We start from the raw sequence: 20,428 nt of genomic DNA, 5'->3' as shown, positions 1-20,428 counted from the left end.
GATGCTCTACCTCGATCATGCCGCGACCGCGCCCGTCCGCCCGGAGGTGCTCGACGCGATGCACCCCTTCCTCACCGGGGTGTTCGGCAATCCCTCGAGCCATCACACGTACGGGGAGGCTGCGGCGAGCGCGCTCGACGAGGCGCGTTCACGGGTCGCTCGAATGCTCGGCATGCGGTCCGGCGATGTGATCTTCACCTCCGGCGGAACGGAGTCGAACAACCTCGCGGTGAAGGGGATCGTACTCGCAGCCCTCGCGCGCGGCCGGGGGCACCTGGTCGTGTCGCCGATCGAGCACGAGTCGATCCTCGAATCCGCCGACTACCTGCGTCGCTTTCACGGCGTCGAGGTCACGGCTGCTCCGGTCGACGCTCACGGTCGGATCTCCGTGGACGCCCTGACGCGGACATTGCGCGAGGACACCGCACTGGTGGCCATCGGACACGCCAACAACGAGATCGGCACGATCCAGGACGTGCCCTCACTCGCGGCAGCGGCCCGGAGCGCCGGGGTGCCGCTGCACGTCGACGCGGTGCAATCGGCGGGGTGGCTCTCTCTCGTCGGTCTCGAGGCGGATGCGATAGCGGTCGCCGGGCACAAGCTCGGAACCCCCAAGGGAATCGGGGCTCTCGCCGTGCGCGGGCGCGTCGCGCTCGAACCCCTCCTGCACGGGGGCGGTCAGGAACGAGGCCGCCGCTCGGGCACCGAGAACGTCGCGGGTGCGGTGGCCCTTGCCACGGCGCTCGAACTCGCCGAGTCCGAGCGCGAGGAGCTCACCGCTCGACTCAGCGCGTCCACGGGTCGATTCATCTCAGCGGTGCAGACGCTCGTGCCGCAGGCATCGCTCACCGGCGACCCGATAGCGAGGCTCCCCGGCACAGCGAGCTTCACCTTCGCGGGCGTCAGCGGCGAGGCCGTCCTGCTCGAGCTCGAGCGACGGGGAGTCGTGTCGTCGAGCGGCTCCGCGTGCGCTGCCGGAAGCGACGAGCCCTCGCACGTGCTCCTCGCGTGCGGCGTGTCTCCCTCGGCCGCCCAGACCTCCGTGCGCTTCACGTTCGGACGCGAGGCACTGCCCTCCGATCTGCCTGAGCGGCTCGCCGGACTGGTGGGCGAGTCGGTGCGCGCGGTCGCCCACCGCTGAACGGCGTGAGCAGCGCGTGCGGCCATAGACTCGGCTGGTGACCGCCACCGCCCCGATCGTGACCCTGATCGTCCCCGGCCGCGACATCGGCGCCTTCGCCCCGGCCGCACTCGACTCGCTGCGCTCGCAGTCCGAGACCCGGTGGCGCGCTCTCCTCATCGACGATGGCTCCGCCGACGACACCGCGGAGATCTTCGCTGCGGCCGCTGCGGCGGACCCACGGTTCCGAAGCCTGCGGCACGAGGCGTCGCGAGGGCTCGGTGCCGCACGGAATGTGGGCCTCGACCTGGTCGACACCCCCTTCGTCGGGTTTCTCGACGGCGATGACGAGCTCACCCCGACGGCGCTCGAACGCCTCCTCGGCACCATCGCAGAGACCGGCAGCGATTTCGTCGCCGGTGCCTACGTGCGATCGCGCTTCGACGGCGAGCGCTACCTCCCCGGGCGGGTGCAGCCATGGGTGTCGGCCGCGACGTCTCCTGCACGACTCGGCACCACGATCATGGAGCACCCCCGCGCGAGCGCCAACATCGTCGCGTGGTCGAAGATCAGTCGCACCGATTTCTGGAGCGATCTGAGATTTCCCGAGGGCGTGGCATACGAGGATCAGGTGGTCGCGCAGCTGATGTACACGCGCGCCCGCAGCTTCGACGTCATCCCCGACACCGTGGTGCGGTGGCGTCTGCGGGCCGACGGCACCTCGATCACGCAGGGTCGGGCGCAGCTCCCGGTGCTGCGCGACTACCTCGAAGCACTGCGCGGAGGGATCCGCGTGCTGCACGAGGCAGGTGCCCAGGCCGCCGTCACGGCCCGGCTCGAGCTGATCCTCGCAATGGATGTGCCTCCACTGCTCGAGATCGCCCGCACCCACGCCGATTCCCGGTATTCGTCGGAGATCGACGCGTTCGTCGCCGAGATAGAGGCACTCCCCGAGCACTCCGACGCGCGCCCCGACCCCGCCCTCACCGCCGCTCTGGCATGGTGAGCCTCGCCCCAGGAGACCGATGAACCAGTACCTCGCAGACCTCTTCTCGCTCGAGGGACGCACAGCCGTCGTCACCGGCGGCAGTTCGGGCATCGGACGAGGCATCGCCACCGCACTCGCGAGGGCGGGGGCCTCCACGGTGGTCGTGGCACGAGGAGAAGCCCGGATCGCCGAGACCGTCGCGGAGCTCACTCGCGCCGGTGGCCGCGCAGCCGGCATCGTCGGCGACCTCGGCACCCGAGCAGGGATCCGCGCACTCGCTGAAGCCGCCGCCGAGCCGTTCGGCGAGCCGGACATCCTCGTGAACTCCGCAGGGATCAACATCCGCCCGCCGTTCGCCGAGATCACAGAGGACGACTGGGATGCGACGATGACCGTCAATGCGCTCGCCCCGTTCCTGCTCGGGCAACGGTATGCCACGGGCATGGCCGAGCGAGGCTTCGGGCGCCTGATCCACATCAGCTCACAGCAGGCTCACCGCGCCTTCGTCGGCAGCGGCGTCTACGGCGCGTCCAAGGGAGCCGTCGAGTCGCTGATGCGCTCGGAGGCCGAGGCGTGGGGCGGCACCGGAGTCACGAGCAACACCCTCGTTCCCGGGTTCGTGCTCACCCCGCTGAATGCGCGGTTGCAGGAGGATCCGGAGCAGATCGCGGCGCTGGCCGCCCGGACGATGATCGGCCGCAACGGATTGCCCTCTGATTTCGCGGCGGCGGCAGTGTTCCTCGCCGGTGTCGGCGCGAGCTACGTCACGGGACAGTCGTTGTTCATCGACGGCGGCCTGTCGGTCCACTGAGGGCGTGTCACCCTTCGGCCGGGTACACCCGCTCGTCCCCGCGAGGCACATCGAGCAGCGGAACCGGCGCGGTGAGCGCCTCGACCGCATCCGCACCGGCTGAGTCCTCCGGCGCACGGTCGGCCCTGCGGTCGGCGAGAGCGGCGCGCAGGCCGCCCGAGACAGTCGACTCGATGACCGTCTCCGTGTCGAGCACACGCGACGCGGCCACCTGCTGTGCGGCGAGCTCCGCGTAGAGACCTCCCAGAGCGAGGAGCTCGGCATGCGTGCCCGACTCCACGATCAGGCCGGCCTCGACGACGTGGATGACGTCCGCACCCATGATCGTCGAGAGACGGTGCGCGATCGTGAGGGTGGTGCGACCCTTCGCCGCTTCGTCGAGCGCCTCCTGCACGACGCGCTCCGAGACCGTGTCGAGGGCGGAGGTAGCCTCGTCGAGCAGGAGAACAGGCGGGTCCTTCAGCAGAACACGGGCGATCGCGATGCGCTGCTTCTCGCCACCCGAGAGACGGTAGCCCCGCTCGCCGACCACCGTGTCGTAGCCGTCTTCGAACCCGCTGATGATGTGGTGGATGTTCGCCGCGGTGCAGGCGGCGATCATCTCCTCCTCCGTGGCCTCCGGGCGGGCGTACAGCAGATTCTCGCGGATCGTGGCGTGGAACAGGTAGGTCTCCTGCGACACGATGCCGACCTGGTCGATGATCGACTCCTGCGTGAGGGTCTTCACGTCCGCTCCCGCGAACAGCACGGCGCCGCCGTGCGCCTCGTACAGCCTCGGAGCCAGGTAGAGAACCGTCGTCTTGCCTGCGCCGGACGGACCGACGAACGCGACGTGCTGACCCGGTTCAGCGACGAACGACACCCCCTGCAGAGTGGGACGGGCGTCGGGCGCGGCATCCGGGTAGCGGAAGACGACATCCGCGAACTCGATCCGCCCCCGCGGTCCCGGGGCTTCTGCCACCGTGATCGCGTCCGGAGCGTCCTGGATCTCGGGCACGAGGTCGAGGTACTCGAAGATGCGGGCGAACAGCGCGGAGGACGTCTGCAGGTCGAGCGACACCCGCATCAGGCCCATGAGCGGCTGCAGCAGACGGGCCTGGACGGTGGTGAAGGCCACGACCGTGCCTGCGGTGATCGCACCGCTGCCACCGGCGATGAGGTACCCCGAGACGAGGTAGATGACGGCAGGGACGCTCGCCATCAGCACCTGCACGACGGCGAAGAAGCCCTGACCGCTCATCGCTCGCCGCACCTGCAGCATGACCTGATTGCGGTTCTCGGCCTGGTATCGCTGCGACTCCGTGCGCTGTCTGTTGAACGCTTTCGACAGCAGCATCCCCGAGACGCTCAGGGTCTCCTGCGTGATCGAGGTGAGCTCCGACAGCGACTCCTGCGTCTCGCCGGCGATGCGCGCCCGCACCTGCCCGACGCGCCGCTGCACGATGATCAGGAACGGCATCAGCACGACGGCGATCAGAGTGAGGCGCCAGTCGATCAGGATCATCGCGACGAGAGAGGCGATCACCGTGACGACGTTGCCCAGGATGCTGGTGACGGTGTTCGTCAGAACGCCCGAGACACCGCCGACGTCGTTCTGCAGGCGGGACTGGATCACGCCGGTCTTCGTCCTGGTGAAGAAGCCGAGCTCCATCGCCTGCAGGTGCTCGAACAGACGGACTCGCAGATCGCCGGTGACGCTGTTGCCCACCGTCGAGGTCAGCCAGGTCTGCGCGACGCCGAGAATCGCGGAGACCAGGAAGAACCCGACCATCGCGGAGACGAGCCAGATCAGCAGTTGCAGCTGCGGGCCCCCGCCGTCGACCGGGAACAGCGCGTCGTCGAAGATGCGCTGCACGATCAGTGGCGGGATTACTGCGATCGCGGCGCCGATCACGACCAGCACACCGGTCCAGAAGATGCGCCAGCGGTAGGGCCGGAAGAGGCTGATCACTCTGGCACCCAGACCGCTGATCCTCGGCGCCTCGGCATTGAGGCGACGCTGCGCGCTCTCGTCCACCCCGCGGAATCCACCGCGTCCGCCACCCATGCTCATGCCGCAAGCGTAGTCAGCGCACAGGGCGAGGCGGCCCGAGCACCGATCCTGATCATCCGCTGTGAGCGGATTCGTCCGCATCCGGAATGAAATGTCCGACCCTGCCGTTACGCTGAATGGTTCCCGCGCACTCGCGCACTCCCCCTTCTTCTCTGCCCTGGAGGCCGTATGTCTGCCGTCGACACCGGTTCGATCACCACGCCCCCTTCCGCCCCCAGCGGCGAGATCGCCCGCAGCGACATGCGCGTGATCTGGCTCCTCCTCGTCGCCGCGTTCGTCGCGATCCTGAACGAGACGACGATGGGGATCGCGATCCCGCATCTGAACGTCGATCTCGGCATCCCGCCGGAGCTCGGCCAGTGGCTGACGAGCGCGTTCATGCTGACCATGGCCGTCGTGATCCCCACGACCGGGTTCATCCTGCAGCGGTTCACGACGCGCCAGGTGTTCATCGCCGCGATGATCTCGTTCTCGCTCGGCACCCTCGTCGCCCTCGTGGCACCAGGGTTCGAGATCCTGCTCGTCGGACGCGTCATCCAGGCCGCCGGCACGGGCATCATGATGCCGCTTCTCATGACCACGATCATGAACGTCGTCCCGCCGCAGTCGCGCGGTCGCATGATGGGCCGGGTCGGCCTCGTCATCTCACTCGCACCGGCGATCGGACCGACGCTCGCGGGTGCGGTGCTCGAGACGCTCCACTGGCGCGCGCTGTTCGCGATCATCCTTCCGATCGCGCTCGTCTCGCTGTTCATCGGCGTCCGGTGGATGACGAACCTCGGCGAGACCCGCAAGGTCCCCCTCGACGTGCTCTCGATCCCGCTCGCAGCGCTCGGATTCGGCGGCATCGTCTTCGGCCTCAGCCAGTTCGGTGGCGAGGGCGGTTCGGGTGAGGCTGCCGGCGTGACCGCACTCGTCGTCGGCGCCGTCGCGCTCGCGCTGTTCGTGTGGCGTCAGCTGGTGCTGCAGCGGATCGACGATGCACTGCTCGACCTGCGGGTGTTCCGCTCGTCCAACTTCACCTTCGCCGTCATCATCATGGCTATCCTCGCGCTGTCCATGTTCGGCACGCTGACCCTGCTCCCCCAGTACCTCCAGAACGTCGCAGGCCTCAACGCGCTCGAGTCCGGCCTGATCCTGCTCCCCGGGTCGGTGCTGATGGGTGTGCTCGGTCCGCTCATGGGTCGCGTCTACGACGCCCGTGGCACGCGCCCGCTGCTGATCCCGGGAACGCTCCTCGTCTCGGCCGCGCTGTTCTACTACTCGACGGTCGGCGAGCACACCGTGTGGTGGGTGCTGATCATCGTGCAGGCGGCGATGTCGGTCGGGCTGGCGATGTCCTTCACGCCGCTGTTCTCCGCATCGCTCGGATCACTGCAGCGGTCGCTGTACTCGCACGGCTCCGCGGTGCTGAACACGCTCCAGCAGGTCGGCGGGGCAGCCGGTGTCGCTGTCCTCACCGTCACCTACTCCGCCATCCTGCACGCAGGAGAAGCCGAGGGTCTCGATACCGCGACCGCCGGTGCACCCGGCGCGCGGATGGCCTTCCTCATCGCCGCGATCATCTCGCTCGCCGCCGTCGCTCTGAGCCCGTTCGTCCGCAAGCCCGCGGACGACGTCTCCGGCGGGGCACATGGCGGCGGCCACTGACCGTCACCGCTGCGGCGGCGTCTGATCGCTACTGCGTCTTCGGCGCAGGGAAGTGGCAGACGCCGCCGCTGCAGTACCCGGCGGCGTCGTCCTCAAGCAGGTTCGGAGTCCCGGTCAGCGGCTGAAGCACGGTCGGTGCGTCCTGCTCGGCGGAGTCCTGTGTCTTGGCCATCATTCGATCGTACGCCTGTGCCGACGGGGTGGCGCGAAAAAGCCTCGCCAGACGAGAACGGGTCACAGGCAGTTCTGCCCTACGGTTGACGAGTGCTCAAACGACTCCTCGCCCGCCTCTTCTGGGCAGCCAGCCGCTGGACCCTCACCGCCGAGGCGACCCCGACACGACCCACCATCCTGATCGGTGCGCCGCACACGTCCAATTGGGATTTCGTCCTCATGCTGGCTATCGCGTGGCGACTCGACATCGAGGTGCACTGGCTCGGCAAGAACAGTCTGTTCCGTGGCTGGCGAGGGCCGATCATGCGGAGCATCGGCGGCATCGCCGTCGACCGCGCCGACCCTGCACGGGTCGTCAACGACGTCGTCGCGCAGGTGCATTCCGGCAGCGTCTTCGGCCTCGTGATCACGCCCGACGGCACTCGCGGAGGAAACGAGTACTGGAAATCCGGCTTCTATCGGATCGCGCAAGAGACCGGGATGCCGGTGACACTCGGATTCGTCGACCGCACCACCATGACCACAGGTCTCGGACCCACCCTCGAGCTGACAGGTGACGTGGCTGCCGACATGGACCGGATCCGTGCGTTCTACGCCGACAAGGCAGGCCTGCGTCCGGAGCGCCGCACGACCCCCAGGCTGCGCGAGGAGCAGCCCTTCGAACAGAGCTGAGCGATGGGGTCAGTCCGCGTCCTCGTCGGCGATCTCCAAGCGTGTCTCCGAGCGCGCGTAGTCGAGGTCTTCGTCTGAGAGGGTCTCGGTCATGCCGACCACGGCGCCCGTGATCGTCCGGATCTCCCCTCGAGCTCGTTCGCTCAGCTGCGGTGCCGACTCGCCGAGCACCTCGACCCGCGCGTCGAGCGACAGTTCCGACCACCACTCTCGGATCGGTGGAAGCGTCATCATGATCTCCTTCTCCGTCGACGCGCAAGCGGCTGGACAGGATCCGAGGCCGCCCGCGAGACTGGCCGCATGGAACCCGACGACCGAACCGTGCCATCCACGGAACTCGACGACCGCCGTGACGGACGCGACGAGACGCGCAACGAGCGAGCGGACCGCAACTGGGAAGAGCTCCTGCAGGAACTGCGGGTGATGCAGACCGGCACGCAGATCCTCACGGGTTTCCTCCTCGCCGTGGCGTTCACTCCTCGGTTCGAGGACATGGACGAGTTCCAGCGAGACGTGTATGTGGTGCTGGTGGGCCTCGCTGCGGTGGCCACCATTCTGGCGCTGGCCCCGGTGGCCATGCATCGAGCGCTGTTCGGACGGCGTCGCAAGCCCGAACTCGTGCGGGTGGCCGCTCGGATCGTGAAGATCGACCTCGTGGCGATCGCCGCACTCACGATCGGCGTCACCACCCTCATCATCGACTTCACCGTCGACCGAGCGGCGGGGCTCATCGCGCTCGTCTCCTCGTTCGTGGGCGTGCTCCTGCTCTGGCTCGTCCTGCCCCGCCTCGTACGGCGCGAGGCCGAACGAGGCGGGGCGGACGGGGACAGCTGACGAGCCGCCCGCGCAGAGTCAGCGACCGGCCGGAGTGCGGTTCTCGGCGCTGACCATCCACGCGAACTGCTCGAGGCTCTCGAGCACCGCGTGCAGGATGTCGGCGGAGGTGGGGTCCTCTTCGTCGACGGCGTCGTGCACGTCGCGGATCGTCCCCACGACGGCGTCCAGTCGCGCTGTCACGAGGTCGATCGTGTCGGTCGTCGAGACCTCGCCCATCGGGAACGCGGGGAGCGACGTCGACTCTGCGATCGTGTCGGTGCGCCCGTCGGGCACTGCGTGCAGCGCCCGCATACGCTCTGCGACCGTGTCGCTGAAGGTGCGCGCGGCATCGATGATCTCGTCGAGCTGTCGGTGCGTGTCCCGGAAATTGCGGCCGACGACGTTCCAGTGCGCCTGCTTGCCCTGCAGCGAGAGCTCGATAAGGTCGACCAGCACCAGCTGCAGGTTCGCCGCGAGCGTCGCCGATGCGGTGAATCCCTTCTCGGCGTTCTGTCGCCTGGTCGTCTTCGCTCCGCGCTTGGATGCGTTGCCGGTCTTGGACGCGGTCTTCTCAGCCATGGAGTCCTCCTGGGGTTGGGGAACTGCGAGGCTAGCTCTGCTCGACGTCCGGATCGAGGGGGTTGACAGTCCCCCCGGTCTCATCGGATCGTGGCGCAGTGACGAAATCAGAGAGAGCACAGACAGACATCGACCGCGACGCATCAGACGTGGTGATCGGGCCGGTGTCGGAGTCGGATGCGGGTGAGGTGCTCACCCTTCAGCGAGCGGCGTTCGTCTCGGAGGCGCAGATCTACGGCAGCGCCGACATGCCGCCGTTGACCCAGACCCTGCCCGAGGTCGAGGCCGAGCTGCGATCCAGCAAGGGGCTGACGGCGCGCAGGAACGGCCGGCTGCTGGGAGTGATCCGATTCGTCGAGGACGAGGGAGTGCTGCTGATCGGCCGGATCGCCATAGCGCCCGATATGCAGGGCGAGGGCATCGGGCGCACGCTGCTCGACGCGGCTGAGCGATCCTCGACCGCGAGCACCGCAGAGCTCTTCACCGGCAGCCTGAGCGAGGCGAACATACGTCTCTACAAGGCCTGCGGCTATGAGGAGGCGGAACGGGTGCCCCAGGGTGACGGAACCGAGCAGGTGTTCCTGAGAAAACCTCTGCATCAGGTGGGAGACCCCTCCGAACCGGGCGCGTCGGGTTGAATCACGCCCGGGTGTGGGGAATCGTGGCCCGGACACGCCGCACCCGCGTCGTGACCGCAACCGGAAGGAGAGTCTCGTGCTCACCCTCACCGATAACGCCACCGCAATCGTGAACACTCTCGTCAGCCGTCAGACCGACGCCACCGACGCAGGCCTTCGCATTCACTCCACGCCCGCTGCCGGACCGGACGGAGGCGCACGACTCGCGGTCCTTGTGACCCCAGACCCCGAACCTGAGGACCAGGTGGTGGAGGTCTCGGGCACCCGTCTCTTCCTCGACGAGACCGCTGCAGCCGCGCTCGACGACAAGGTGCTCGACGCCGGTGTCGACGACGAAGGCTCCGTCTCCTTCGCGGTCCTTCCGCAGGTGGCCTGAACGGGAATCACCGGATGCCGCGGCTCATCGAGCCGCGGCATCCGTGCGCCCGGGGCGCGCTCGCATCCGCCTCGCGTAGGTTAGACGGAGACCCGCGATCGTCGCGGATCCAGAAGGATCGTTCACCCGCATGAAGCTGGCATTGCTCCGTCGCTACGTCGTCCTCGCCGAGACGCTGCACTTCCCCCGAGCCGCCGAGCAGCTGGGAATCCCTCTGGCGTCGCTCTACACCTCTCTCGACAAGCTCGAGGACGAGGTGGGGCACGCTCTGATCAACCGCGAGGGAACGCCGCGCCTGACGAACGTCGGCCAGCTGTTCCTCGCCGAAGCACAGGCGACAGTCGCCGCTGCTCCCCCGCCTGCGCCGAAGACGGCGGGCCCGGCTGGTGGCAAGGCCAAGGCCTCCAAAGGCAAGGGCCGCGCGCCCATCGTGAAGGGGCAGCCGAAGCCGTACAAGAAGCGTCAGGGACGCTGAGCCCTATCGCTCGCTCACCTGGCCGTTCTCGACGCTCCACCGGCGGTTCGTGTGCACGGCCTCCAGCATCCGCCGGTCGTGCGTCACGAGAAGCAGGGTGCCCGCGTAGGACTCCAGCGCCTGCTCCAGCTGCTCGATGGCCGGCAGATCGAGATGGTTGGTGGGTTCGTCGAGCACCAGCAGATTGACGCCGCGCGCCTGCAGCAGCGCCAGCGCCGCCCGGGTGCGCTCTCCCGGAGAAAGGGCACCGACAGGTCGAGTGACGTGGTCGGCGCGCAGACCGAACTTGGCAAGGAGGGTGCGCACCTCTGCCGATGACAGCTCTGGAACGAGAGCCTCGAACGCGTCCGCGAGCGCCGCGTCACCGATGAGCAGCGAACGGGCCTGATCGATCTCGCCGATCTGCACGCTGCTCCCGAGACTCGCCGTGCCCTCGACCGGCGCCTGCCGCCCGAGCAGAGCTCGAAGCAGCGTCGATTTGCCCGCACCGTTCGGACCGGTGATCCCGATCCGATCCCCGGCGTCGATCTGCAGCGAGAGCGGCCCCAAAGTGAAAGACCCCTGCCGGAACACCGCACCGCTGAGCGTCGAGACCACGCTGCTCGACCGCGGCGCCGAGCCTATCGTGAACTCCAGCTGCCACTCCTTGCGAGGCTCTTCCACCTCATCGAGGCGCGCGATCCGGCTCTCCATCTGGCGCACCTTCTGCGCCTGCTTCTCGCTCGACTCGGCCGATGCCTTGCGCTTGATCTTGTCGTTGTCCGGCGCCTTCTTCATGGCGTTGCGCACACCCTGGCTCGACCACTCTCGCTGCGTGCGGGCGCGGGAGACGAGATCGGCCTTCTTGTCGGCGAACTCGTCGTACTTCTCCCGCAGGTGGCGTCGCACGACCGCCCGCTCCTCGATGTAGGCGTCGTACCCACCCCCGTAGAGACGATTCGAGCCCTGTGCGAGATCGAGCTCCAGCACTCGGGTCACGCTGCGGGCCAGGAACTCGCGGTCGTGACTCACCAGCACGACACCCCCACGGAGTCCGCGGACGAAAGCTTCGAGTCGGTCGAGACCATCGAGGTCGAGATCGTTGGTCGGCTCATCGAGGAACACGATGTCGAAGCGGGACAGCAACAGTGCGGCGAGGCCGACGCGGGCGGCCTGACCACCGGACAGCCCGGTCATGAGCGCATCGTCGGCGACACCGCTCCCGCTCGGGAGTCCGAGGTCGGCGAGCACCGCAGGGATGCGCTCCTCGAGATCGGCTGCGCCGCTCGCGAGCCACCTGTCGAGCGCCTCAGAGTAGGTGTCTGCAGGGTCTGTGCCCGCCGGCGCGAGCGTCGGGTCGCCGAGCGCCGCCGCGGCGGCATCCATCTCACGGGTCGCCGTCGCGCAGCCGGTGCGCCGCGCGATGTACTCCGCGACGGTCTCACCTTCCACTCGCTCGTGCTCCTGGGGCAGCCAACCGACGAACGCATCGGTCGGTGCGAGCGAGATCGATCCTCCCATCGGTGCATCCACGCCGGCGAGAAGGCGGAGCAGTGTCGACTTGCCTGCTCCGTTCGCACCGACCACCCCGATCACGTCTCCGGGAGCGACCGTCAGATCGAGCCCCTCGAAGAGGATGCGGTGGCCGTAGCCGCCCGCCAGATTCTGGGCGACGAGGGTGGCGGTCATCAGACCATCATCTCAGGCGGCAACGGAATCTCGGACGTGGGCCTCTGACGGGAAACCGTCGGTCTCCCGTCAGAGCAGGACCCGATCATGGGTGGCGATCCCGAGCTCCTGCCCGGGATACCGCAGTCCCGAGAAGTACATGTTGGTGTGCGCGACGATCTGCTCGCCCGAGATCAGCACGCCGTCCCACTCGGTGTCGACCGTCGTGTGCGCATCGCTCACGAGGGTGACGTCGTAGCCCTCCGCCGCCGCACGCTGCATGGTGGTGCGGACGCAGAAGTCGGACTGCGCGCCGGTGATCACCAGGTGCGTCGCCCCCAGCTCGTCGAGCGTCGCTCGCAGAGTCGTGTCGGCGAACGAGTCCCGGTACTCCTTGCGAACGAGGGGTTCGCCGTCTGCACGGCGCAGCGGAGACGCCAGCTCCCACTCAGGGGTACCCACGCCGACAGGGTCGTGATGCACCCAGACGACGGGCACTCCGGCCGCGCGAGCTCTGTCGACCAGGACTGCGGCGCGGGAGAGCACTCCCTGTTCGTCGAAGCATCCGGGTGTCACCCCGGCCTGCAGGTCGATCGCGACGACGACTGTGCGGCCAGGTGCTGCCATCGGGGTCAGTCCCAGTCCAGGTATTCCTCGATGATCACACCGGTCTCGATCGGGTGATGCATCGGGAACAGGTGGTCGCCGGCGATCGTCTTGATGCTCGATCGGTCGGGGATCGTCGCCTGCAGCGCTTCGGCGTTCGCCGCGGGGGTCTCCGTGTCTTCGGTTCCCTGCACGATGAGCACCGGGATCGCCGGCGCGACCGCGATGTCGACGTCCTCGACCCCGAGCAGAAGCAGGCCGTTGGCCCGGTCACTGTGCGCTGCCACCAGCGCCCGTGCGATCGTCCCGCCGAAGCCATGACCGCCGACCCAGGTGTCTTCGATGCCGACGTGATCGATCACGGCGATGACGTCGTCGACGCGCTCGTCGAGCGTAGCCTCGGACTTCGACCGGTGCCCGATCCGCAGCACGTGGAAGCCCGCCTCCTCGGCGAGGTAATGCGCGGCGACGCCCAGAACGTCCGCAGCGAGCCCCTGCTCCTGGATCAGAACCAGCTTGACCGGGCCGTCTCCCTCGTCCACGAAGGGGATGGCGCGGCCCTCTGGCTCGAAGATCTGGGTATCGGTCATGGGCGCGCGGCTCCTCGTTCGGCTGTCAGGGGTCGACATCAAGCGTAGTCGAGCGCGTCCGGGGAGGTCGGACCCTCGCGACCCCGCACGCGCTCAGGGGCGTAGAGTCAGGGCAGGAGCTGACCTTGGTTCCCCAAAGATGGGAACCCGTTGTCCGACACGACACGCTCGTCCACTGCACGCACCTCGACCTCCGCTTCAGCACCGGGGCTTCTGACCCTCGGCCTGCTGGCCGATTCCTCGATGGAGAACGAGCGACGCCTCCCCATTCATCCCCGTCACCTCGACCGGATCGATGCGGATGTGCGTTCCCGCATGATCGTCGAGCACGGGTACGGCACGGACTTCCAGCTCGAGCCCGGCTACATCGAATCCCGGGTGGGACGCGTCACCGATCGCGCAGACGTGCTCGCCTCGGCCGATGTTCTTCTGCTGCCGAAGCCGCAGCTCGCCGATGTGGCCGAGATCGCCGAGGGGCGGATCCTCTGGGGGTGGCCGCACTGCGTGCAGGATGCGTCCCTCACTCAGACCGCCATCGACAGCCGTCTGACACTGATCGCTTTCGAGGCCATGAACCACTGGACATCGCAGGGCGACATGAGTCTGCACGTGTTCCACAAGAACAACGAGCTGGCCGGCTACTGCTCCGTGATCCACGCTCTGAGCCTGGTCGGTTCGACCGGCGACTACGGCCCGCGACTACGCGCCGTCGTCATCGGCTTCGGCGCGACGGCACGAGGCGCGGTGACCGCGCTGAACGCGCACGGAGTCCATGACATCGAAGTCCTCACGCAGCGCGGCGCCGCGGCGGTGGGCTCCCCCATCCACAACTCTCATCTGACTCAGCTCAACACCGAGGACGGGCCCACGCACCTCAGCACGGTCGAGACGGAGGACGGCCCCGTGCTCCTCCCCGATTTCCTGGCGACATACGACATCGTCGTCAACTGCACACTGCAGGACGTCGCAGCACCGTTGACGTATCTGCGGACCGAGGACCTCGACCGATTCGCGTCCGGAAGCCTGATCATCGACGTCTCCTGCGACGAGGGCATGGGCTTCGAATGGGCTACTCCGACGACGTTCGACGAACCGATGTTCACGGTAGGACAGGGCGTGAACTACTACGCCGTCGATCACAGTCCGTCGTACCTGTGGAACTCAGCGACCTGGGACATCAGCGAGGCTCTATTGCCCTTCCTCCGCACCGTGCTCTCCGGTCCCGAAGCATGGGCCGAGAACTCGACACTCACCCGCGCGATCGAGATCCGCGACGGAGTGATCCAGAACCCCAGCATCCTGAGCTTCCAGGGCCGTGGGGCCGACTACCCGCACACGCTCGTCGCGTAGCGAGAGTCCGCGGCGTCGCTGACGCCGACGGCTGCAGTCGTCAGTTGTCGACGCTCCGGACGCCTTATCACTCGGAATGATCGCTGCGGTCTTCCAGGTCGGGTTTCGTCCGCAAGACATCGGCGATCTCCTCCTCCGGTCTCGGCGCGACGGTCTCGTCGAGTTCGAGTTCCGGGACTGATGGCTCGTCCGGGGCGGGTATGTGCTCGTTGTGGTCAGACACGGCGAAGTCCTTCGGTCGGCAACACGCATAGCGTACGCCGCTATATGTGCCGTTTCAGCCCGACGTGGGCAGTCTGATATCCGAGTCGGGCATAGAAGGCGCGAGTCCGATCCCGTGCTTCATCGGTGGTCACCTGCGCCAGTCGGGCCCCACGTGCCCGACCGAATTCGTGGGCCCACTCGAGCATCGCCGTGCCCAGGCCCCGTGACCGCTCCCCTGGTGCAACCCGCAGTCCCTCGATCTGCAATCGGGTCGAACCGCCGCGGGAAAGGCCCGGGATGACGGTCAGTTGCATCGTGGCGACCATGCGGTCGGTACTGTCGCGCACCACCCCCAGGTAGTTGGAACTGTCGCGAGCGACCGCGCTGAACGCCGCCTCATATCGTTCGAGCTCGACGCTCTCGCGGTCCGAGCCGAACTGGTCATCGAACAGCAGCGCTGCGATGGCCTCGATATCGTCGCGGCTCGCGCGTTCGATCCGGAAGGTTCGGCCGTCGACCTGCACCCGTCCACGCACTGACGACCGCGCATCCGCCTGCAGTCTGGCGACGAGCAGATCCAGCCATCCGCCGACGTTGGCGCGAGCCTCGACGGTGTCGGGATAACGGCATCGCAGGTGCAGACCCGACTCATCCAGGATGAACCACAGCATGACGCCGTCCGTGTCGGTCGCAGCGCTGACGTACTGGGCGTCGAGCCCGACGGAGTCGATGCGCACGGGCAGCCTGCGCAGGTCCAGCCACGAGATCGCGAACATCCCGGGAGCCACGGGCATGCCGCCCCACGGAGCGAGTACGTCGGCGAGCGGCCACGCACCGAGCTGCACCGCCTCCTTCACCGCCGCCGCCGCTGCGCGCGGTTCGGCGACGTCGGACTCGAGGACGGAGTTGGTGATGAACCAGCCGACCGAGTCATGCCAGGTGTCCTCGAAGCGACTGTGCACGGGAAACACGGCTCGTAGCGGGGCACCCGCCATCTCGCGGGTCACCGAGGTCATCGCAACCACTGCGCGTGCGAGGGTCGAGACGCCGTCGTCACGGGCTTGTGCAGCGAACGCTGCGGCGTCGTCGACATCGAACACATCGCGCACTTCCACTCGCTCGCGATGCAACTCGGGCGCCCCCAGGGGCAATGGGAACTGCGGCATCACACCACCGCTGTCCTCGATGATGTCTTTCCAGCGCTGACGCACGTGGTCTGGCGCAGCATCTCGATCCAACAGTGCCTGCGTGTGTTCGACGAAGGCGGGTGCCGGACGCGGCATCGGCTTCGCGCCGACCCTTCCCGCGTCGAGCGCGGACAGCAGGTCGCGCGCGATCACCAGCATCGACCACATGTCGACGTGCGCGTGGTCCGCTGCGATCACGACAGTGAGCCCCGCAGCCGTCTCCAACACGCACAGCCGGTGCGAAGGATGCCGGTAGGGCGAGCACGCGGTGTCGAGAATGTCCCGCAACGCGTCGTTGACCGTCTGACCTGGGCCGACCTGATGCTCGGCCCAGCTTCCGGGGCCGATCTCGATCTCGTGGAGCACCGGATCGCCATCCGGGCCGGGCGCGAAGGCCGATCGCAGCGTGCCGTGGCGGGCCACGACAGCCAGCCAGGCGTCGGCGATCGACTCACGACGAGTCTGTGCAGGCAACCGGAAGGACAAAGCCATCCAGGAGCCGGGTCGGTCGCCCGCCCCGACATGAAGTCGCTGATCGAACGACACGGGCAGGCGACGCCCCAGTACTGAGGCGCTCACGTCGTACCCCCAGAGCCGTCCGAACGGGAGGCGGAGGTGCGTGACGTTGGTCAGTCGCATGGGCAGTACCTTATCGGCCCCGGATAACCTGAAAACTCCACGGCTGCCCGACCCGACGCGGTCAGCCACCGATCGAGGAGCCTGATGCCCACTTTCGAGGTACCCGGAGCCGAGCTGGCTGTGGCCTTGAGCGATGAAGGCGGACACCCCGTCGTCCAACTGCACGGCCTCACATCGAGTCGCGCCCGCGACCGGGTGCTCAACCTCGACCTCGGTCGAGGGCTCAGCGGAACTCGACTGCTGCGATACGACGCCCGGGGCCATGGCCGATCGACCGGGCGGAAGATCCCCGAGGACTATCGCTGGGAGAACCTCGCTGAGGATCTGCTGCGACTGCTCGATCACTGGTTCCCCGGCGAACGCGTCCACGGGGTCGGCCCCTCCATGGGCGCAGCGACTCTCCTGCATGCTGCGACGATCGAGCCGGACCGCTTCACCGGGCTCACGCTCATGGTGCCGCCCACCGCGTGGGAGACCAGACCCGGTCAGGCCGCACACTACCGAGCAGCGGCTGAGCTCATCGAGTCTGTCGGTGTGGAAGCATTCCACGCCGCCACGCGGGGATCAGTTCCACCCCCGGCCACCGTCGGTGCGCCGGAGACATGGCCCGATGTCGCCGACGCTCTCTTGCCGTCGTTGCTTCGCGGGGCGGGACTCAGCGACCTCCCTGGCCCTGAGGCCGTGGCGCGAATCGGTGTGCCGACGACGATCTTGGCGTGGGTGGATGATCCGGGCCATCCGCTGTCGACCGCCGAATCGCTCGTCGCGCTGCTCCCGCACGCAACCCTGACGGTCGCTCGCACCCCAGCGGGTGTCGAAGCCTGGCCCGAGATCCTGAGTCAGGACGTCGAGCGTCGCGGCTAGACCGCCTCATCGACCAGACTGGACCCGTGGACGACTGCGACACCTGCGATTCGGTCGGGGTACCCGGCGTCGGCGCGCTCCCCTGGGATATCGACGCGACGACAGAGGCGCTGATCGACAGGGTCCGCGCCGGCCGGATGCACGAACTGCGGGGTGACGTTCCGCTCGAGGACATGATCCCTCTGCTCGAGTCAGAGCTGATGTACACGATCGTCAGCTTCGTGGAGTGTCTCGATTGCGGACGCGTGCTGTTCTGGGGACTATGCGTCCGCGGGAACCCGATACTCCGGCACGCAGAGAGGACCGAGATCGATCACCGACAGTGGGGTGCGGTGCCACCACGAGCGCGATGGGCGCGCAGGTGACAGGGTCAGCGAATCCGTCGACGGCAGGCACAGAGCACTCGTCCCCGGCTGCGGCCAGCCCGCCTCAGTTGTTGAAGCGGAACTCCACGACGTCGCCATCCATCTCGGGTCGAACCGACGAGGAACCCGCCCTTGCGACGGCCGCTAGCCCGAGAAGGTACCGCGTACCCACCTCAGCCATCGTGATCGACCGCAGCTTGTAGCCGAGCGGTCGAGGATGCCACGTGGCATCTGGTCGAACCTCGTTCAGGTAGATATAGCGCGAAGTCACATCATCCAGAGTGCCGATCCAGATCGCGCTGCGTTCATTCTCCTTCTGAATCCCGACCAATTCGCCTTGACGCGCAAAGCCGCCGAGGGCGGACGCAGCGTCGTCTAAATCGAGGTCGATGGAGAAGGAAGGCGGCCACTCAGGCTGAGTCTTGACGAACTCCTGGGCAAACGTCTCGTCAGACGTGACACGCGCGACGTCGCGCAATCGGAGCACGACGTACCCGTCGAAGTATCCGCCGTCGGCGGTCTGCGCCACGAGGATCCACTGCTCGCCGATCCGAAGCACGATGCCATCGACCCGGTCGGCGAACTTCGGCTTGCGCTCGATACGCAAAATCGACTTCGCCTCCTGCGCTCGTAGGAGCGCCCGGTGCAGTCGCCGGGAAACCATCGGATCAGCTCTCGCTCGTAGATGTGTTTCCGATGCGGAACTCCACCACATCGCCGTCGCTCGTCGCGTCCTCATCCTCGTCATCGCCCTCGGCGAGATACGCGGTCCCGAAGACGTCGCACCCCAGCTTGGCAAGGTAGCTGATCAGGTCCGCCTCCAGAACGAACCCACCTTGCGTGCTGTCCGAGTCTCCGGACCACCAGAGCCTGGTCTCACCGCCTTGGCGTAGTTCCGCAAGCACTTGCGAACTGGGCTGCAGCCTCGCGATCAGCTCTCGAAGCGACGAGAACCCGGTCTGATCTTCGTCACTTGGCTCGTTCACGACGGTGAGCGACCAACGGGTGTGCTGATAGCGCAGATGCTCCGGCGCAAGGTCTCTCCCAGCGCGTCCCGCCGGGGTGAGATCCCCATTCTCGCCTGAGCTGCTGGGTTCAAGTCCGAGCATCGCGGAGATTTCGCTCACGCTTTTCGTGTCGCTGTAGACGCTGAACGACGCCCTGTTACCCCGGATCATGGACGAGAGCTTACTTCGATCCGCCAGATGTGTTTCCGATACGGAACTCCACCGAGTTCCCGTCGCTCATACTGAACTCACGACGTCCCGGTTCACTCAAACGGCTCTGTGGCGGTGCCGATGTCCTCAGTCACCATGATCCTGCGACCGAGCAGCTCGCTCAACACGATTTCGAGCGACCGGGCGTCACCTGCGAGTGGCTCCCGACCGACCACGAAGACGATGACGCCGTCCGACTGATCCGGGAAGGTACGCAGATCACCGTCATAGCCCGCGAGATCGAAGGCGTGGCGGACAGCCACCTTCTGCTGTTGAGTGAACACCAGGCCCCTCGTCCCTACTTGGACCCGCTTCAGTTGTTGAAGCGGAACTCCACGACGTCGCCGTCCTGCATGACGTAGTCCTTGCCCTCGAGGCGGGCCTTGCCCTTGGAGCGGGCTTCGACGACCGAGCCGGTCTCGACGAGGTCGTCGAACGACACGATCTCGGCCTTGATGAAGCCCTTCTCGAAGTCGGTATGGATGACGCCGGCGGCCTGCGGTGCCTTGGATCCCTTGGGGATCGTCCACGCCCGCGCCTCTTTGGGGCCAGCCGTGAGGTACGTCTGCAGACCCAAAGTGTCGAAGCCGATGCGAGCGAGCTGGTCGAGACCGGACTCGTCCTGACCGGTCGACGCGAGCAGCTCCGCGGCATCCTCGGGGTCGAGGTCGATCAGCTCGGACTCGATCTTCGCGTCGAGGAAGATCGCCTTCGCAGGAGCGACCAGCGCGGCGAGCTCCGCCTTGCGGGCATCGTTCGTGAGCACGCCCTCGTCGACGTTGAAGACGAAGATGACCGGCTTGGCCGTGAGCAGTCCGAGCTCGCGGATGGGTGTCAGATCGATGCCGGCGACGGACAGCAGCACACCGCGCTCGAGAGCGTCTTTCGCCGCGTTGGCGGTCTCGAGGACGACGGGCTCGATCTTCTTGCCGCGCACCTCCTTCTCGTACCGCGTGATCGCCTTGTCGACGGTCTCGAGGTCGGCGAGCATGAGCTCGGCGTTGATCGTCTCCATGTCGGATGCCGGATTGACGGCTCCGTCGACGTGCACGACGTCGTCATCTGCGAACCCTCGCACGACCTGCGCGATGGCGTCCGCCTCGCGGATGTTCGCGAGGAACTTGTTGCCGAGGCCCTCGCCCTCGCTCGCGCCGCGCACGATACCCGCGATGTCGACGAACGACACCGCAGCGGGCAGGATGCGCTCGCTGCCGAAGATCTCGGCGAGCTTGTCGAGACGCGGATCGGGCAGGTTCACCACCCCGACGTTCGGCTCGATCGTCGCGAACGGATAGTTCGCCGCGAGCACGTCGTTCTTGGTCAGAGCGTTGAAGAGGGTGGACTTGCCGACATTGGGCAGGCCGACGATTCCGATAGTGAGAGCCACGGGGTAGGAGTCTACCGGTC

The 20,428-nt window shown here is 67.3% G+C and carries 24 protein-coding genes; 11 read left to right on the top strand and 13 right to left on the bottom strand.

Features of this window, described 5'->3' with window-relative positions:
- Position 1 precedes the first annotated feature (1 nt).
- The 3 genes from ACZ0AA_RS01280 to ACZ0AA_RS01270 are packed head-to-tail and all read left to right on the top strand — an operon-like array spanning position 2 to position 2,919.
- Positions 2–1,141, top strand: coding sequence for a cysteine desulfurase family protein (locus ACZ0AA_RS01280; protein ID WP_400861347.1), 1,140 nt, complete (start codon positions 2–4; stop codon positions 1,139–1,141).
- A gap of 37 nt (positions 1,142–1,178) precedes the next feature.
- Positions 1,179–2,126 (top strand): glycosyltransferase family 2 protein, encoded by a 948-nt coding sequence (locus tag ACZ0AA_RS01275; protein WP_463511925.1) that lies wholly within the window; start codon positions 1,179–1,181, stop codon positions 2,124–2,126.
- A gap of 19 nt (positions 2,127–2,145) precedes the next feature.
- Positions 2,146–2,919: an SDR family NAD(P)-dependent oxidoreductase gene (locus ACZ0AA_RS01270; RefSeq protein ID WP_463511924.1), complete on the top strand. Its 774-nt coding sequence runs from the start codon at positions 2,146–2,148 to the stop codon at positions 2,917–2,919.
- Positions 2,920–2,926: 7 nt separating this feature from the next.
- Here the strand turns inward: ACZ0AA_RS01270 and ACZ0AA_RS01265 are convergent, their stop codons facing one another.
- Positions 2,927–4,972 carry an ABC transporter ATP-binding protein gene (locus ACZ0AA_RS01265; protein ID WP_463511923.1) on the bottom strand — a complete coding sequence of 682 codons (2,046 nt, stop codon included), beginning with the start codon at positions 4,970–4,972 and terminating at the stop codon, positions 2,927–2,929.
- Between the two features lie 168 nt (positions 4,973–5,140).
- Here ACZ0AA_RS01265 and ACZ0AA_RS01260 point away from each other — a divergent pair, with 168 nt between their 5' ends.
- Positions 5,141–6,622 (top strand): MDR family MFS transporter, encoded by a 1,482-nt coding sequence (locus tag ACZ0AA_RS01260; protein ID WP_400861357.1) that lies wholly within the window; start codon positions 5,141–5,143, stop codon positions 6,620–6,622.
- 28 nt (positions 6,623–6,650) lie between these two features.
- Here ACZ0AA_RS01260 and ACZ0AA_RS01255 read toward each other — a convergent pair whose 3' ends face one another.
- Complete coding sequence (locus ACZ0AA_RS01255; RefSeq protein WP_400861360.1) at positions 6,651–6,794, bottom strand: hypothetical protein; 144 nt, start codon at positions 6,792–6,794, stop codon at positions 6,651–6,653.
- Between the two features lie 92 nt (positions 6,795–6,886).
- Between ACZ0AA_RS01255 and ACZ0AA_RS01250 the strand changes: the two genes are divergently transcribed.
- Positions 6,887–7,468 carry a 1-acyl-sn-glycerol-3-phosphate acyltransferase gene (locus tag ACZ0AA_RS01250; protein WP_463511922.1) on the top strand — a complete coding sequence of 194 codons (582 nt, stop codon included), beginning with the start codon at positions 6,887–6,889 and terminating at the stop codon, positions 7,466–7,468.
- Positions 7,469–7,477: 9 nt separating this feature from the next.
- On the opposite strand, the gene ACZ0AA_RS01245 is transcribed toward ACZ0AA_RS01250, so the two are convergent.
- Entirely contained in the window at positions 7,478–7,699 is a 222-nt protein-coding gene (locus ACZ0AA_RS01245) for a hypothetical protein (RefSeq protein ID WP_463511921.1), read from the bottom strand.
- Positions 7,700–7,768: 69 nt separating this feature from the next.
- Here ACZ0AA_RS01245 and ACZ0AA_RS01240 point away from each other — a divergent pair, with 69 nt between their 5' ends.
- The gene (locus ACZ0AA_RS01240) at positions 7,769–8,302 is read left to right on the top strand and encodes a DUF6328 family protein (RefSeq protein WP_400861369.1); all 534 of its coding nucleotides are present in this window, start codon (positions 7,769–7,771) and stop codon (positions 8,300–8,302) included.
- 18 nt (positions 8,303–8,320) lie between these two features.
- On the opposite strand, the gene ACZ0AA_RS01235 is transcribed toward ACZ0AA_RS01240, so the two are convergent.
- Positions 8,321–8,863, bottom strand: a complete 543-nt coding sequence (locus ACZ0AA_RS01235; protein ID WP_400861372.1) for a Dps family protein — start codon at positions 8,861–8,863, stop codon at positions 8,321–8,323.
- Positions 8,864–8,961: 98 nt separating this feature from the next.
- On the opposite strand from ACZ0AA_RS01235, the gene ACZ0AA_RS01230 reads away from it, so the two are divergent.
- The 3 genes from ACZ0AA_RS01230 to ACZ0AA_RS01220 all read left to right on the top strand — a co-directional run bounded on the left by ACZ0AA_RS01230 (position 8,962) and on the right by ACZ0AA_RS01220 (position 10,352).
- Positions 8,962–9,501, top strand: coding sequence for a GNAT family N-acetyltransferase (locus ACZ0AA_RS01230; RefSeq protein ID WP_400861374.1), 540 nt, complete (start codon positions 8,962–8,964; stop codon positions 9,499–9,501).
- Between the two features lie 76 nt (positions 9,502–9,577).
- Entirely contained in the window at positions 9,578–9,877 is a 300-nt protein-coding gene (locus ACZ0AA_RS01225) for a Fe-S cluster assembly protein HesB (RefSeq protein ID WP_400861377.1), read from the top strand.
- Between the two features lie 130 nt (positions 9,878–10,007).
- Positions 10,008–10,352: a LysR family transcriptional regulator gene (locus ACZ0AA_RS01220; RefSeq protein WP_400861378.1), complete on the top strand. Its 345-nt coding sequence runs from the start codon at positions 10,008–10,010 to the stop codon at positions 10,350–10,352.
- 3 nt (positions 10,353–10,355) lie between these two features.
- Here the strand turns inward: ACZ0AA_RS01220 and ACZ0AA_RS01215 are convergent, their stop codons facing one another.
- The 3 genes from ACZ0AA_RS01215 to ACZ0AA_RS01205 all read right to left on the bottom strand — a co-directional run bounded on the left by ACZ0AA_RS01215 (position 10,356) and on the right by ACZ0AA_RS01205 (position 13,195).
- Positions 10,356–12,020 (bottom strand): ABC-F family ATP-binding cassette domain-containing protein, encoded by a 1,665-nt coding sequence (locus tag ACZ0AA_RS01215; RefSeq protein ID WP_463511920.1) that lies wholly within the window; start codon positions 12,018–12,020, stop codon positions 10,356–10,358.
- A 69-nt stretch (positions 12,021–12,089) separates the two neighbouring features.
- Positions 12,090–12,626 carry an isochorismatase family protein gene (locus ACZ0AA_RS01210; RefSeq protein WP_463511919.1) on the bottom strand — a complete coding sequence of 179 codons (537 nt, stop codon included), beginning with the start codon at positions 12,624–12,626 and terminating at the stop codon, positions 12,090–12,092.
- Positions 12,627–12,631: 5 nt separating this feature from the next.
- A complete protein-coding gene (locus ACZ0AA_RS01205; RefSeq protein WP_463511918.1) occupies positions 12,632–13,195 on the bottom strand; it encodes an alpha/beta fold hydrolase in 564 nt (187 codons plus the stop codon).
- 243 nt (positions 13,196–13,438) lie between these two features.
- Here ACZ0AA_RS01205 and ACZ0AA_RS01200 point away from each other — a divergent pair, with 243 nt between their 5' ends.
- Positions 13,439–14,545 carry a N(5)-(carboxyethyl)ornithine synthase gene (locus tag ACZ0AA_RS01200; protein WP_463513810.1) on the top strand — a complete coding sequence of 369 codons (1,107 nt, stop codon included), beginning with the start codon at positions 13,439–13,441 and terminating at the stop codon, positions 14,543–14,545.
- A 67-nt stretch (positions 14,546–14,612) separates the two neighbouring features.
- On the opposite strand, the gene ACZ0AA_RS01195 is transcribed toward ACZ0AA_RS01200, so the two are convergent.
- Both ACZ0AA_RS01195 and ACZ0AA_RS01190 read right to left on the bottom strand, forming a co-directional pair.
- Positions 14,613–14,768: a hypothetical protein gene (locus ACZ0AA_RS01195; protein WP_400861389.1), complete on the bottom strand. Its 156-nt coding sequence runs from the start codon at positions 14,766–14,768 to the stop codon at positions 14,613–14,615.
- A 40-nt stretch (positions 14,769–14,808) separates the two neighbouring features.
- Positions 14,809–16,575 (bottom strand): GNAT family N-acetyltransferase, encoded by a 1,767-nt coding sequence (locus ACZ0AA_RS01190; protein WP_463511917.1) that lies wholly within the window; start codon positions 16,573–16,575, stop codon positions 14,809–14,811.
- Positions 16,576–16,659: 84 nt separating this feature from the next.
- Here ACZ0AA_RS01190 and ACZ0AA_RS01185 point away from each other — a divergent pair, with 84 nt between their 5' ends.
- Positions 16,660–17,439, top strand: coding sequence for an alpha/beta fold hydrolase (locus tag ACZ0AA_RS01185; protein ID WP_463511916.1), 780 nt, complete (start codon positions 16,660–16,662; stop codon positions 17,437–17,439).
- A gap of 429 nt (positions 17,440–17,868) precedes the next feature.
- Here ACZ0AA_RS01185 and ACZ0AA_RS01180 read toward each other — a convergent pair whose 3' ends face one another.
- The 4 genes from ACZ0AA_RS01180 to ychF form a co-directional block, all read right to left on the bottom strand.
- The gene (locus tag ACZ0AA_RS01180) at positions 17,869–18,468 is read right to left on the bottom strand and encodes a hypothetical protein (protein ID WP_463511915.1); all 600 of its coding nucleotides are present in this window, start codon (positions 18,466–18,468) and stop codon (positions 17,869–17,871) included.
- Positions 18,469–18,472: 4 nt separating this feature from the next.
- A complete protein-coding gene (locus ACZ0AA_RS01175; protein WP_463511914.1) occupies positions 18,473–18,982 on the bottom strand; it encodes a DUF4279 domain-containing protein in 510 nt (169 codons plus the stop codon).
- Between the two features lie 92 nt (positions 18,983–19,074).
- The gene (locus ACZ0AA_RS01170) at positions 19,075–19,305 is read right to left on the bottom strand and encodes a hypothetical protein (protein WP_463511913.1); all 231 of its coding nucleotides are present in this window, start codon (positions 19,303–19,305) and stop codon (positions 19,075–19,077) included.
- A 29-nt stretch (positions 19,306–19,334) separates the two neighbouring features.
- Positions 19,335–20,408 carry a redox-regulated ATPase YchF gene (gene ychF / locus ACZ0AA_RS01165; protein WP_056376106.1) on the bottom strand — a complete coding sequence of 358 codons (1,074 nt, stop codon included), beginning with the start codon at positions 20,406–20,408 and terminating at the stop codon, positions 19,335–19,337.
- Between the last annotated feature and the right edge of the window lie 20 nt (positions 20,409–20,428).

This window comes from Microbacterium sp. AC035 (assembly GCF_979258485.1).
Note: the sequence above shows the minus strand (reverse complement) of the source record. Positions and strands in the feature narration are given on the sequence as shown.

Excerpts from the sequence above, each read along its gene's own strand:
- ACZ0AA_RS01280 (WP_400861347.1), top strand. The coding sequence starts at position 2 with ATGCTCTACCTCGATCATGCCGCGACCGCGCCCGTCCGCCCGGAGGTG.
- ACZ0AA_RS01270 (WP_463511924.1), top strand. The coding sequence starts at position 2,146 with ATGAACCAGTACCTCGCAGACCTCTTCTCGCTCGAGGGACGCACAGCC.
- ACZ0AA_RS01265 (WP_463511923.1), bottom strand. The coding sequence starts at position 4,972 with ATGAGCATGGGTGGCGGACGCGGTGGATTCCGCGGGGTGGACGAGAGC.
- ACZ0AA_RS01260 (WP_400861357.1), top strand. The coding sequence starts at position 5,141 with ATGTCTGCCGTCGACACCGGTTCGATCACCACGCCCCCTTCCGCCCCC.
- ACZ0AA_RS01255 (WP_400861360.1), bottom strand. The coding sequence starts at position 6,794 with ATGGCCAAGACACAGGACTCCGCCGAGCAGGACGCACCGACCGTGCTT.
- ACZ0AA_RS01245 (WP_463511921.1), bottom strand. The coding sequence starts at position 7,699 with ATGACGCTTCCACCGATCCGAGAGTGGTGGTCGGAACTGTCGCTCGAC.
- ACZ0AA_RS01240 (WP_400861369.1), top strand. The coding sequence starts at position 7,769 with ATGGAACCCGACGACCGAACCGTGCCATCCACGGAACTCGACGACCGC.
- ACZ0AA_RS01235 (WP_400861372.1), bottom strand. The coding sequence starts at position 8,863 with ATGGCTGAGAAGACCGCGTCCAAGACCGGCAACGCATCCAAGCGCGGA.
- ACZ0AA_RS01220 (WP_400861378.1), top strand. The coding sequence starts at position 10,008 with ATGAAGCTGGCATTGCTCCGTCGCTACGTCGTCCTCGCCGAGACGCTG.
- ACZ0AA_RS01215 (WP_463511920.1), bottom strand. The coding sequence starts at position 12,020 with ATGACCGCCACCCTCGTCGCCCAGAATCTGGCGGGCGGCTACGGCCAC.
- ACZ0AA_RS01210 (WP_463511919.1), bottom strand. The coding sequence starts at position 12,626 with ATGGCAGCACCTGGCCGCACAGTCGTCGTCGCGATCGACCTGCAGGCC.
- ACZ0AA_RS01205 (WP_463511918.1), bottom strand. The coding sequence starts at position 13,195 with ATGACCGATACCCAGATCTTCGAGCCAGAGGGCCGCGCCATCCCCTTC.
- ACZ0AA_RS01200 (WP_463513810.1), top strand. The coding sequence starts at position 13,439 with ATGGAGAACGAGCGACGCCTCCCCATTCATCCCCGTCACCTCGACCGG.
- ACZ0AA_RS01190 (WP_463511917.1), bottom strand. The coding sequence starts at position 16,575 with ATGCGACTGACCAACGTCACGCACCTCCGCCTCCCGTTCGGACGGCTC.
- ACZ0AA_RS01185 (WP_463511916.1), top strand. The coding sequence starts at position 16,660 with ATGCCCACTTTCGAGGTACCCGGAGCCGAGCTGGCTGTGGCCTTGAGC.
- ACZ0AA_RS01180 (WP_463511915.1), bottom strand. The coding sequence starts at position 18,468 with ATGGTTTCCCGGCGACTGCACCGGGCGCTCCTACGAGCGCAGGAGGCG.
- ACZ0AA_RS01175 (WP_463511914.1), bottom strand. The coding sequence starts at position 18,982 with ATGATCCGGGGTAACAGGGCGTCGTTCAGCGTCTACAGCGACACGAAA.